Annotated in this window: 12 protein-coding genes; 6 read left to right on the top strand and 6 right to left on the bottom strand. The window is 69.7% G+C overall.

What is annotated here, in order from left to right; all coding sequences use genetic code 11:
* Position 1: 1 nt before the first annotated feature.
* The 6 genes from TU34_RS10940 to TU34_RS10915 all read right to left on the bottom strand — a co-directional run bounded on the left by TU34_RS10940 (position 2) and on the right by TU34_RS10915 (position 6,956).
* Positions 2 to 1,078 (bottom strand): hemolysin family protein, encoded by a 1,077-nt coding sequence (locus TU34_RS10940; protein ID WP_045822890.1) that lies wholly within the window; start codon positions 1,076 to 1,078, stop codon positions 2 to 4.
* A complete protein-coding gene (locus tag TU34_RS10935; protein ID WP_045822889.1) occupies positions 1,075 to 2,457 on the bottom strand; it encodes a hemolysin family protein in 1,383 nt (460 codons plus the stop codon). Before TU34_RS10935 ends, TU34_RS10940 begins: the two co-directional genes overlap by 4 nt.
* A gap of 114 nt (positions 2,458 to 2,571) precedes the next feature.
* The gene (gene guaB1, locus TU34_RS10930) at positions 2,572 to 4,011 is read right to left on the bottom strand and encodes a GMP reductase (RefSeq protein WP_045822888.1); all 1,440 of its coding nucleotides are present in this window, start codon (positions 4,009 to 4,011) and stop codon (positions 2,572 to 2,574) included.
* A 4-nt stretch (positions 4,012 to 4,015) separates the two neighbouring features.
* Complete coding sequence (gene gndA, locus TU34_RS10925) at positions 4,016 to 5,482, bottom strand: NADP-dependent phosphogluconate dehydrogenase (protein WP_045822887.1); 1,467 nt, start codon at positions 5,480 to 5,482, stop codon at positions 4,016 to 4,018.
* 45 nt (positions 5,483 to 5,527) lie between these two features.
* On the bottom strand, positions 5,528 to 6,475 hold the full coding sequence (locus TU34_RS10920) for a M56 family metallopeptidase (protein WP_045822886.1): 948 nt from the start codon (positions 6,473 to 6,475) through the stop codon (positions 5,528 to 5,530).
* 91 nt (positions 6,476 to 6,566) lie between these two features.
* Positions 6,567 to 6,956, bottom strand: a complete 390-nt coding sequence (locus TU34_RS10915; protein ID WP_045822885.1) for a BlaI/MecI/CopY family transcriptional regulator — start codon at positions 6,954 to 6,956, stop codon at positions 6,567 to 6,569.
* Positions 6,957 to 7,242: 286 nt separating this feature from the next.
* Here TU34_RS10915 and TU34_RS10910 point away from each other — a divergent pair, with 286 nt between their 5' ends.
* From TU34_RS10910 to TU34_RS10885, 6 genes are all read left to right on the top strand, one after another.
* The gene (locus TU34_RS10910) at positions 7,243 to 7,662 is read left to right on the top strand and encodes a PaaI family thioesterase (RefSeq protein ID WP_420835174.1); all 420 of its coding nucleotides are present in this window, start codon (positions 7,243 to 7,245) and stop codon (positions 7,660 to 7,662) included.
* 10 nt (positions 7,663 to 7,672) lie between these two features.
* On the top strand, positions 7,673 to 8,932 hold the full coding sequence (locus TU34_RS10905) for a DUF6986 family protein (protein ID WP_045822978.1): 1,260 nt from the start codon (positions 7,673 to 7,675) through the stop codon (positions 8,930 to 8,932).
* Between the two features lie 124 nt (positions 8,933 to 9,056).
* Positions 9,057 to 9,359 carry an urease subunit gamma gene (locus tag TU34_RS10900; RefSeq protein WP_045822884.1) on the top strand — a complete coding sequence of 101 codons (303 nt, stop codon included), beginning with the start codon at positions 9,057 to 9,059 and terminating at the stop codon, positions 9,357 to 9,359.
* The gene (locus TU34_RS10895) at positions 9,356 to 9,694 is read left to right on the top strand and encodes an urease subunit beta (protein ID WP_045822883.1); all 339 of its coding nucleotides are present in this window, start codon (positions 9,356 to 9,358) and stop codon (positions 9,692 to 9,694) included. The genes TU34_RS10900 and TU34_RS10895 overlap by 4 nt, the downstream gene beginning before the upstream one ends.
* Position 9,695: 1 nt before the next feature.
* Positions 9,696 to 11,417 carry an urease subunit alpha gene (locus TU34_RS10890; RefSeq protein WP_045822882.1) on the top strand — a complete coding sequence of 574 codons (1,722 nt, stop codon included), beginning with the start codon at positions 9,696 to 9,698 and terminating at the stop codon, positions 11,415 to 11,417.
* Positions 11,417 to 12,061 carry an urease accessory protein UreF gene (locus TU34_RS10885; RefSeq protein ID WP_045822881.1) on the top strand — a complete coding sequence of 215 codons (645 nt, stop codon included), beginning with the start codon at positions 11,417 to 11,419 and terminating at the stop codon, positions 12,059 to 12,061. The genes TU34_RS10890 and TU34_RS10885 overlap by 1 nt, the downstream gene beginning before the upstream one ends.
* Position 12,062: the final 1 nt, after the last annotated feature.

Here is a 12,062-nt window from a genome sequence, read left to right as displayed (position 1 = left end):
CTCACACCCGGTGGGTCTCGTCGCGCACGGTGCCGACGAACTCCTCCACGAGATCCTCGAGCGCGACGACCCCGATGGTGCGGCCGTTGCCGTCGACGACCGCGCCGAGATGGGCGCTGGTGCGGCGCAGGTGGGCGGTGGCCTCGTCGAGCGAGGTGTCGCCGGAGATCACCGGCAGGGGTCGGATCTTGTCGACACCGATCACCGAGTCCTGGCCCACCAGATCGTCGAGGATCTCGTCGAGAACGTCCTTGAGGTGCAGATAGCCGGTGTAGACGCCGTCGACACCGCGGACAGGGAACCGGGAGAACCCGGTGTCGGACACCGCCTTCTCGATCGATCCGAGGGTGGGTCCGGACCGTCCGGTGCCCGGTTCGACGGTCACCTGGACGCTGCGGAGTTCGTCGAGTCCGATCGCCACCTCCGACACCGTTCGACCGGTCGTGCGCAGGGCGCGGGTCAGTCGGTCGTGCTCCTCGGCGTCGATGAGCCCCTCCTCGCGGGACTCGCCGATCATCTCGGCGAGCTCGCCGGCCGAGACCGTCGCGTCGAGTTCGTCCTTCGGCTCCACCCGCATCGCCCGCAGCGACAGGTTCGCCGCGAGGTTGTAGAAGGCGATCAGCGGGTGGGCGACGCGGATGAAGGCGAGGTGGGCGGGCACCAGCAACATCGCCGAGCGTTCCGGCCCGGCCAGCGCGATGTTCTTCGGCACCATCTCACCGAGCAGGATGTGCAGGATCACCACGAGGATCAGCGCGATGGTGAACCCGATCGGGTGCAGGAAGGCGTCGGGGACACCGGCGAGGTCCATCGGTTTCTCGATGAGATGCGCGACGGCGGGTTCACCGACGCGGCCGAGCAGGATCGAGCAGATCGTGATGCCGAGCTGTGCGCCGGCGAGCATGAGCGACAGCTCCTGGCCCGCCCGGATGACCGTCGTCGCGCGACGCTTGCCCTGATCGGCCAGCGCCTCGAGCCGGTCGCGGCGGGCGGAGATCAGCGAGAACTCGGCGCCGACGAAGAACGCGTTGCCCGCCAGCAGTGCGACGGCGAACAGCACACCGAGGATGTCGTTCACGACGGCGCCTCCCCGGACTCGGGGATCGGGGTCAGCGACACGACGTCGATGCGTCGACCGTCCATGCGGACGACACGGGCGCGCCACCGCGGGGCGACCGGCATCGGGTCCCCGCCGGAGTCCTCGTCGTCGGCTCCGTCGCGTTCGGGCAGGTCGACCTCGTCGCCCTCGGTCGCGAGACGGCCCAGGGTCTGCATGACCAGACCGCCCAGGGTGTCGTAGTCGCCTTCGGGGGCGCGGTAGCCGGTCGCCTCGGCGAGTTCGTCGATGCGCAGCAGCCCGGCGCAGGTGTAGCCGGTGCCGTCCGGGGCGACGTCGGCCTGCTCGTCGTCGTGCTCGTCGGTGACGTCGCCGACGATCTCCTCGATGAGGTCCTCGGTCGTCACGATCCCCGCGGTGCCCCCGTACTCGTCGACGACGATGGCGACCTGCATCCCGTCGGCGCGGATGCGCCCCATGAGAGCGTCGCCGTCGAGGCTGGCGGGCACCACCGGCACCGCGCGCGCCAACACCCCGAGGGTGGTGGACTCGCGCTCGGCGAGCGGCACCGTGAACGCCTGCTTGATGTGGACGAAGCCGCGGATGTTGTCGAGATCGCCCTCGACCACGATCGGGAACCGCGAGAAGCCCGTCTCCGACGCGGCGACGATGAGGTCGCGCACGTTGGCATCCTGATCGAGCGCGTCGACGGTGACCCGAGGGGTCATCAGTTCCTCAGCGGTGCGCTCGCCGAACTGCAACGACCGGCTGACCAGCAGCGCGGTGCCCTTGTCGAGCGCGCCCTCACGGGCCGAGTTGCGGACCAGCGACCCGAGTTCCTGCGGCGACCGCGCCGAGCGCAGTTCCTCGGCGGGCTCGATGCCCAGCCGGCGCACGAGCATGTTCGCGCTGCCGTTGAGTCCGTTGATGGCCCATTTGAACGCCGTCGAGAACGCGGTCATCGGGCCCGCGGTGCCCCGGGCGGTGGGCAGCGGTCGCGCGATGGCGTAGTTCTTCGGGATCAGCTCGCCGAGGATCATCGACAGCGACGTCGCGATCACCAGGGCGAGGACGATGGAGACGATGGAACTCACCTCGTCCGACGCCCCGACCGCGTCAAGTGCTGGTGAGAACAGCTGCGCGAGAACAGGTTCGGCGATGTAACCGGTCACCAGGGTCGTGATGGTGATGCCCAGCTGGGCGCCGGAGAGCTGGAACGACAGCGTGCGGTGGGCGCGGGCGACCTGCCGCGCGCGACGGTCGTCACGACGCCGGAGGTCCGATTCGACCGCCGAGCGCTCGAGGGCGGTCAGGGAGAACTCGGCCGCCACGAACAGAGCGGTGCCCAGGGTGAGGGCGATGAAACCGAGGAGGCTCCCGACGAGGATCAGTGCCTGCACGAGCAGTTGTCCTCCATGAGCGCCGCGGGGTGAGGTCGACCGGGCGCAGTTCGATGCGATGTCTGTGGTTCATCGTATCGGGTGACCGCGCTCACAGGTCAGACGAGCGGGGGCTCACCATCCGCTCGGGAGCGGCCGCCCCTCGGCGAAGCCTGCCGCCGACTGCACGCCGAGCACCACCTTCTCGTGCAGTTCGTCGAGTGTCCGCGCACCCACATAGGTGGCGGTGCTCCGCACGCCGGAACAGATGTGGTCGATGAGGTCCTCCACGCCGGGGCGTTGCGGATCGACCAGGATCCGTGAACTCGAGATGCCCTCCTCGAACAAACCCTTGCGTGCCCGATCGAAGGCGCTGTCGGTGGCGGTGCGTGCGGCGACCGCACGTTTGGACGCCATGCCGAAGCTCTCCTTGTAAGGGCGACCGGAGGGATCGTGCTGCAGATCGCCCGGGGATTCGAAGGTGCCGGCGAACCACGAACCGATCATCACGTTCGAGGCACCGGCGGCGATCGCGAGCGCGACGTCACGCGGGTGTCGGACGCCGCCGTCGGCCCACACGTGTGCACCGCGGGCGCGCGCCACCGCGGCGCATTCGGCGACGGCCGAGAACTGGGGTCGTCCGACGCCGGTCATCATGCGGGTGGTGCACATGGCGCCGGGCCCGACACCGACCTTCACGATCGAGGCCCCCGCGTCGAGCAGATCGGTGGTGCCCCGCCCCGACACCACGTTCCCCGCGGCCAACGGGACACCGAGCGCGGCCTCGGAGATGGCCCGGACCGCGGCGATCATCTTCTCCTGGTGACCGTGCGCGGTGTCGACGACGAGGACATCGGCGCCGGCGGCGACGAGCGCCGTCGCCTTGCCCACCACGTCGCCGTTGATCCCGACCGCGGCGGCCACCCGAAGACGCCCCTGCGCGTCGGTGTTGGGCTGGTAGATGCCGGTGCGCAGCGCGCCGGTGCGGGTCAGGACCCCCATGAGTTCACCATCGGTCCCGGTGAGGATCGCGACACCGAGATGATGGTCGGTGAGTGCGTCGAACACCGCACGCGGATCGGAGTCGACCGGCATCGACACCACCGTCGTGTCGAGCACCTCCCGCAGACGCGCGAAACGATCGACACCGGCGCACGCGGATTCGGTGACGATGCCGAGCGGCCGACGGTTGTCGTCGAGCACGACCACCGCGCCGTGCGACCGCTTCGGCAGCAACGCCATCGCGTCCGACACCGAGTCCTCGGGACCGAGGGTCACCGGGGTGTCGGCGACGAGGTGGCGACTCTTCACCGCCGCGATGGACTCGGCCGCGGCCTCGGCGGGTAGATCCTGGGGGAGCACCACGACCCCGCCGCGGCGGGCGACCGTCTCGGCCATGCGCTTGCCGGCGACTGCGGTCATGTTCGCCACGACGATGGGGATCGTCGTGCCGGTGCCGTCGCGGCTGGTCAGATCCACGTCGAAGCGCGAGGCGACATCGCTGCGGCCGGGCACCACGAAGACGTCGTCGTAGGTGAGGTCGGTGGTCGGGGTCTGTCCGTCGAGAAACCTCAAGGGCTCAGGCCTCGACCTCGGTCCGGCCCTCACTCCACAGCGTGTGGAACGTGCCCTCCTTGTCGATGCGCTGGTAGGTGTGCGCGCCGAAGTAGTCGCGCAGACCCTGGGTGAGGGCGGCGGGCAGGCGGTCGGCGCGCAACGCGTCGTAGTACGACAGCGACGACGCGAACGCCGGCACGGGGATGCCCATCTGGGTCGCGGTCACGACCACGCGGCGCCAGCTGTCGACGGCCTTCTCGACCGCGTCGCGGAAATACGGCGCCAGCAGCAGGCTCGGCAGGTCGGCGTTCTCGTCGTACGCCTCGACGATGCGGTTGAGGAACTGCGCGCGGATGATGCAGCCGCCGCGCCAGATGGTGGCCATCGCGCCCGGGTGCAGGTCCCAGTCGTATTCCTTGCTGCCCGCGGCGATCTGGTCGAAGCCCTGCGCGTAGGCGACGACCTTCGACGCGTAGAGCGCCGAGCGGATGTCGTCGATGAACTGATCGGTGTCGGTCGGCGCCTCGCCGAGCGTCCCCGACTCCAGTCCGTTGGCGGCCTTGCGCTGGTCGAGTGCGCTCGACAGGGCGCGGGAGAACACCGCCTCGCCGATGCCGGTGGTCGGGACGCCGAGGTCGAGTGCGGACTTCACCGTCCAGCGTCCGGTGCCCTTCTGGCCGGCGGCGTCGACGATGACGTCGACGAGCGGCTTGCCGGTGTCGGCGTCGGTCTGGGAGAGGACCTCGGCGGTGATCTCGATGAGGTAGCTCTCGAGGTCGCTGGAGTTCCACTCGCGGAAGACGTCGGCGATCTTGTCGACCGGGAGGTCGAGGGCCTTGCGGAGCAGGTCGTAGGCCTCGCCGATGAGCTGCATGTCGGCGTACTCGATGCCGTTGTGCACCATCTTCACGAAGTGCCCCGACCCGTCGGGGCCGATGTGGGTACAGCACGGGGTGCCGTCGACGTGTGCCGAGATCGACTCGAGGAGCGGGCCGAGCGACTCGTAGGCCTCCTTGGGGCCACCGGGCATGATCGACGGGCCCTCGAGCGCGCCGACCTCGCCACCGGAGATTCCGGCGCCGACGAAATTCAGCCCGCGGTCGCTCATCTCCTTCTCGCGCCGGATGGTGTCGGTGTAGAGGGAGTTGCCGCCGTCGATGATGACGTCGCCCTCCTCCATGGCGTCGGCGAGCTCACCGATCACCGCGTCGGTGGCGTCGCCGGCCTTCACCATGATGAGCACGCGGCGCGGCTTCTCCAGCGCGGCGATGAACTCCTCGATGGTCTCGGTGCGGACGAAGTCACCCTCGGAGCCGTGCTTGTCGATGAGGGCGTCGGTCTTGGCGATGCTCCGGTTGTGCAGCGCGACCGTGTGCCCGTGACGGGCGAAGTTGCGGGCGATGTTGGAACCCATGACCGCCAGACCGGTGACACCGATCTGTGCGCGTGCAGTGCCCGAGGAGGTGTCAGCCGATGTGCTCTGTGTCATGTGACCCAGCCTATTCCGTCGCGCCGAGGAGATGCTCCGCGAGGGTCAGGCGGTGAGCAGTCGACTGAGTTCGGTGAGCCAGGGGATGGCCACCGCGAGGGTGGGCAGCACCAGGATGCCGACCGCGCACACGTACGCGGCCAGGGCGGCGGTGCGTGCGGGCTCGTCGTGGGTGAGGCGGCGGACGCGCGTGAGGGTGGTGGGGCCGCCGACGGCGAGCGCCCCGCGCGGTGCGACCGAATCGGCGCACGCCACCAGGGCCCGACCGAGCGGCGTGGGTCCGGTGGCCCGCACGGCGTGGTCGTCGGCGAGGACCTCGACCAGGAGTTGGACGGCACCGAGAGCGGACTTGCTGCGGATGAAGCGCGGGAACGCGGCGTGCACGGCGATGAACGCCTCGAGGATGAGGTCGTGGCGGGCACGCAGGTGCGCGCGCTCGTGTGTGATGACGGCCTCGAGCTCGTCGGGGTTCAGGCGGGCGATGACGCCCTCGCTGAGCACGACGCGCTGCCGCAGTCCGGGCAGGCAGTACGCGATGGGTTGCTCGACCTCGAGCATGCGGACGTCGCGGGCCAACAGTTGCCGATCGCAGCGGCTGCGGTCGACGCAGTCGAGCAGGTCGATCAGTTGGCGGTGGGCCGAGCGGCGGGCGCGGGTGCGTACGCCCACCCGTACGACGGTGTACATCAGGCGTGCACCGATGACGAGGGTGAGGACGAAGACACCGACGTAGACGAGCCACAGGGTGATGCCGAGGGAGTCGATCTCGTCGAGCGGGTTCGTCGTCGGCCGTCCATCGGGTCCGACGACCAGCAGGTTGGAGGCGATGGCGAGTCCGCAGCTGAAGGCCGAGAGCACGGCGGCCAGCGCGACCGCCTGCCACAGGGTCATGGCAGCTCGCGGGGCACGCAGCGTCCACCGTGCCCGGGAGAGCCACTCGGCGACCGGCCCGGTGAGGATCAGGGCGAAGAGCCCGAATACCAAGGCGGTCATCAGTGAGTCCTACGGGTCGCGGTGCGCGGCGGGTGACACCGCCATTCTACCCGGGAGAGCATGTCCTCCAGGCACAGATGCGACTGCCCGGTCAGCGGCTTCCGGAGTCCGGACGGGCGGCCTCGAGTTCGTCGAGAGCGCGTCGCAGGGCGTCGGCCTCGTCGGCGCCCACGCGGCCCACGAAGGAGACCAGCGCCGCGTGGCGCGATGTCGACTCGTCGGCCTCGCTCAGTGCGTCGACCATGAGGCTCGCGACGAGGTGTTCGCGCGGGTGGGTGGGGGAGTACTGGTGAGCGCGGTCGTCACGGATCTGCGTGACCAGGTTCTTCTTGGCCAGGCGCTGCAGCACCGTCATCACGGTCGTGTAGGCCAGCTCGCGGTCACGCGACAGCGCTGCGTGTACCTGCCGCACCGTCTGCGGGCGGTCGCTGGACCAGAGATTGTCCATGACCGCGCGTTCCAGATCACCCAAACCGCTCATCCTCCCGAGTTTACCGATGTATGCGGTGCGGGGCGTCACCGCAGGCCCCGCGATCGTGATACTGGCCGCGACGGCCAGTTAGTCGACCCACTTGACGATCTCGATAAGGGTAGCCTATCTTAATCACAACGTCGGACCGCGCGAGCGTCCTGAGGGCTGCAGAGACCCCCGGTCCACGCCACGGCAGGCCCCACACCCCCGGTGTGGGGCCTGCCGGTTTTCCGCTCCGTTTCCCCGCCGCGGTCGTGGCATAGGGTCACCTCATCCGACCCCCGAAGGAGTTCCCGTGGCAGACGAACTGTCGATGACCGACATGGTGACCAGCGGACTCGACGCCACCCTCGGCTTCGACTACTCGACGATCAGCGGAGACGGTTCCGTCGCGAGCTTCGAGGCCGGGGCCGTCCACCATCAGCCCTACGGGATCGTCCACGGCGGCACGTACTGTGCGCTCGTCGAATCGCTGGCCTCGGTGTCGGCGGCGAAGTGGTTGCAGGACAAAGGCCTGCCGGCCAGCGTCGTGGGGGTCAACAACTCGACCGACTTCCTCAAAGCGGTCCGCAGCGGCCGGGTGACCGGCCGGGCCGTCCCGATCCATCGCGGGCGTTCGCAGCAGCTGTGGCAGGTCGACATCACCGACGCCGACGACCGGTTGGTCGCCCAGGGTCGCGTCCGTCTGCAGAATCTCGACAACCGACCGTCCTGAGGTGACGGCGATGACCGGCCTGACCGATCGCGCCGCGCAGCGGATGGACGCGATCCTCGACCCCGTCGACGCTCGACTCGACGCCATGTACCCCGATGTGCGCGTCGACGAACAACCCGTCCACACCGTGTACGTCGGCGCCGACGTCGTGGCGAGCGACACCCTCTCACTGTGGTCGACCGAGGCGGTGTCGATCGCCGAGGCGAACCGTCCGGTGCTCGTCGCACTGTCCTCCGATGCCGCGGTCGACGCCGTGATCGCCCGGTTGCGCCGCGACCCCGTCGACGACTTGCGCATCGACCTCGAGGACGGATACGGCAACCGACCCGACGACGTCGAGGACGCCCACGCCCGCGCGGCCGGCGAGGTGCTCGCCCATTGGTCACGCACCGCCACCGGACCGCGGTTGTCCTCCGGGGTGCGGTGCAAGGGGCTCGGTGCGGCCGAACGGCGTCGCGGGCTGCGGAGCATGGAGATGGTGCTCACCGGCGCGGGCGGGGTGCCCAACCGATTCGTGTTCACCGTGCCGAAACTGCGCGCGGTCGAACAGGTCGACGCCGTGGTCGCGCTCTGTGAGGAGATCGAACGCGCGCACGGACTCGGCGAGAACACCGTCCGGTTCGAGCTACAGATCGAGAGTCCGCAGGCGGTGATCGGATTCGACGGTACCGCCACCGTGGCCGCCGCCATCCACCGTTCGGGTCCGCGACTGAGCGGATTGCATTACGGTACCTACGATTACAGCGCCGCGATGGGTGTGGTGTCGGCGCATCAGTCACTCGAACACCCCGTCGCCGACCACGCCAAGGCCGTCATGCTCGCCGCCGCTGCGCAGACCGGGGTGTGGGTGAGCGACGGATCGACACAGGTCGTGCCGACCGGTGACCCCGACCGTGTCGCCTCGGCTCTCCGACGCCACCACCGTCTGGTGCGGCGTTCCCTCGAATGCGGCATCTACCAGGGCTGGGACATGCACCCGGGACACCTGGTGACCCGATGGTTGGCGGTGCAGACGTTCTTCGCCGAGGCGATGCCGGCCGCTGCGGCCCGTCTCGGTGGTCATCTCGAGCGGGTGACCGGCGACGGCACGGCCGACCCGGGATCCGACACCGGCGTGCTCGACGAGCCGGCCACCGCCCGGGCGATGGCCACGGTGGTGGCGCGGGGATGGGCGTGCGGCGCATTCACCCACGACGACGTCGCCGCGCTCGCACCCGCGATCACCCCGGCCCGCGTGGCCGCGGTGGCCGCAGGGCGTCGACCGGTCTGAGAACACACCTCGGCCGAGCGCGGTCGTCGCCGCGCCAGGCCACCGGCCGCGTGGCACTATGAGGGCTCGGTGGCCTGCGGGATCGGATCTGCCGGACGGGAAACGACGTCGGTGAGGAGGGCACGTGCGGCTGTCACTGCACGAACAGGAGCGGCTGATGATCTCCTACGCAGCCGAATTGGCGCGTCGCCGACAGGGCCGCGGACTGCTCCTCAACCACCCGGAATCGATCGCGGTCATCACCGACCACGTCCTCGAGGGCGCGCGCGACGGCCGATCGGTCGCGGAGTTGATGGCGTCGGGCCGTGAGGTGCTCACCCGCGAACAGGTGATGGACGGCGTGCCCGAGATGCTCCACGATGTCCAGGTCGAGGCCACATTCCCGGACGGGACGAAACTTGTCACCGTCCACGACCCGATCTCATGACCGCCCATCCGGCCGGCGCGAGCCGCGTGGTCCCCGGTGAGATCCTCTGCGACGACGGCGAGATCGAGATCAACGCCGGAGCGCCTGTGACGCAGATCGTCGTCGTCAACACCGGTGATCGACCCGTCCAGGTCGGCAGCCACTTCCACTTCGCGCAGTGCAATCCGGCGTTGTCGTTCCCCCGGGAGCAGGCGCACGGTCGACGACTCGACATCCCTGCGGGAACGGCCGTGCGTTTCGAACCGGGTATCGAGATGACCGTCGACCTCATCCCCATCGGCGGGGCCCGGGTGGTCCCCGGCCTCTCCCTCGACCCGCCGGGAAGGCTGGACTGACATGGCGTCGCTGCACAGGTCCCGATACGCGGAACTGTTCGGTCCGACCGTCGGCGACCGGATCCGCCTTGCCGACACCGACCTTCTCATCGAGGTGACCGAGGACCGCTGCGGCGGACCGGGTCTGGCCGGTGACGAGGCGGTGTTCGGCGGGGGCAAGGTGATCCGCGAATCGATGGGTCAGGGCCGCGCCACCCGCGCCGAAGGCGCCCCGGACACCGTCATCACCGGTGTCGTCGTTCTCGATTACTGGGGGATCATCAAGGCGGACCTGGGAATTCGTGACGGTCGCATCGTCGCTCTGGGCAAGGCCGGCAACCCCGACACCATGGACGGTGTGCACCCCGACCTCGTGATCGGCCCGTCGACCGAGATCATCGCGGGCAACGGCAAGATCGTGACCGCGGGCGGCATCGACTGCCACGTCCACTTCATCGCGCCGCAGATCATGGACGAGGCCCTCGGCAACGGGATCACGACGCTCATCGGCGGGGGCACCGGCCCGGCCGAGGGCAGCAAGGCGACCACGGTCACGCCGGGCGCGTGGCACCTGGCGTCGATGATCGCCGCCACCGACCACTGGCCGATGAACATCGCGCTGCTGGGCAAGGGCAACACGGTCGGGGCCGACTCCATGCGCGAGCAGATCCTCGCCGGCGCATCGGGATTCAAGGTGCACGAGGACTGGGGGAGCACCCCGGCGGCGATCGACGCCTGTCTACGGATCGCCGACGAGACCGGCGTACAGGTGGCCCTGCACTCCGACACCCTCAACGAGGCGGGGTTCGTCGAGCACACGCTCGGGGCCATCGCCGGCCGGGGGATCCACGCCTACCACACCGAGGGTGCCGGTGGCGGGCACGCACCCGACATCATCACCGTCGCAAGCTATCCGAACGTCCTGCCGAGTTCGACCAATCCCACGCGCCCGCACACCGTGAACACTCTCGACGAACACCTCGACATGCTGATGGTCTGCCACCATCTCAACCCCAGCGTGCCCGAGGACCTCGCCTTCGCCGAGAGTCGGATCCGTCCCTCGACGATCGCCGCCGAGGATCTGCTGCACGACCTCGGTGCGATCTCGATGATCGGCTCCGACGCCCAGGCCATGGGACGTGTCGGTGAGGTGGTGCTGCGCACGTGGCAGACCGCGCACGTGATGAAGTCCCGGCGGGGTTCGCTCGCCGGTGACTCCCGCGCCGACAACAACCGCGCCCGACGCTACGTCGCGAAGTACACGATCTGTCCCGCGGTGGCCCACGGCCTCGACCACGAGATCGGCTCGATCGAGGTGGGCAAGCTCGCCGACCTCGTGCTGTGGGAACCGGCGTTCTTCGGCATCAGGCCGCATGTGGTGGTGAAGGGCGGCGCCATCGCCTGGGCGGCCATGGGCGACGCCAACGCCTCGATCCCGACCCCGCAGCCGGTGCTGCCGCGCCCCATGTTCGGCGCCTCGGCGCCGGTCGCGGCCGACACCTCGCTGACATTCGTGACCCAGCAGGCCCTCGACGACGGTCTCGCCGACCGGCTCGGTGTCCGACGACGACTCGCACCGGTCGGCAATGTGCGCGCGGTGGGCAAGGCCGACATGCCGCTCAACGACGCCACCCCCGACATCGTCGTCGATCCCGACACCTTCACCGTCCGCATCGACGGCGAGGTGTGGGAGGAGCAACCGGCGACCTCATTGCCGATGGCCCAGCGCTACTTCCTGTTCTGATGGCCGCGCCGATACCGTTCGCGATGATGCTGACCCTGGCCGACTCCCGGCTGCCCGTCGGCGGACACGTGCACTCCGCGGGTGTCGAACAGGCGGTCGCCGATCGCCTCGTGACCGATGTCGCGAGCCTGCGCTCCCACCTCGAACACCGTGTCCGCACCGGTGGGCTCGTCGCCGCGTCGATCGCCGCCGCCGTCGCCGAGGGGCGGATCGACGAGGCCGACGCCCAAGGGGAGACCGACGCCCGCACACCGTCGGCGGCCGCGCGGGCGGCGTCGGTGGCGCAGGGGCGCGGCATGCTGCGCCTGGCCCGCCGCCGATGGCCGCATCACGACTTCGCCCCGCACGTGGGCCGGACACACCTGCCGGTGATCTCCGGGACGGTGGGGCGGCTCTGCGGTCTCGATGCGCGACAGACGGCGTTGGTCTCGCTGTACACGGCGATGACCGGTTCGGCGACCGCAGGCCAACGCCTGCTCGCCCTCGACCCGGCCGACGTCGCGATGGTCACGATGGATCTGGCCGGGGTGTGCGAGGAGACCGCAGACCTGGCCGCGCTCGAACTCGCCGATCTGTCCGACCCGGTCTTCGACGTCCTCGCCGAACGACACGAACGGCGTGACATGCCCCTGTTCGCCTCCTGAC

This window comes from Williamsia herbipolensis, assembly GCF_000964005.1.
Lineage (GTDB): Bacteria > Actinomycetota > Actinomycetes > Mycobacteriales > Mycobacteriaceae > Williamsia_A > Williamsia_A herbipolensis.
This window is presented reverse-complemented; position numbering and strand designations above follow the sequence as displayed.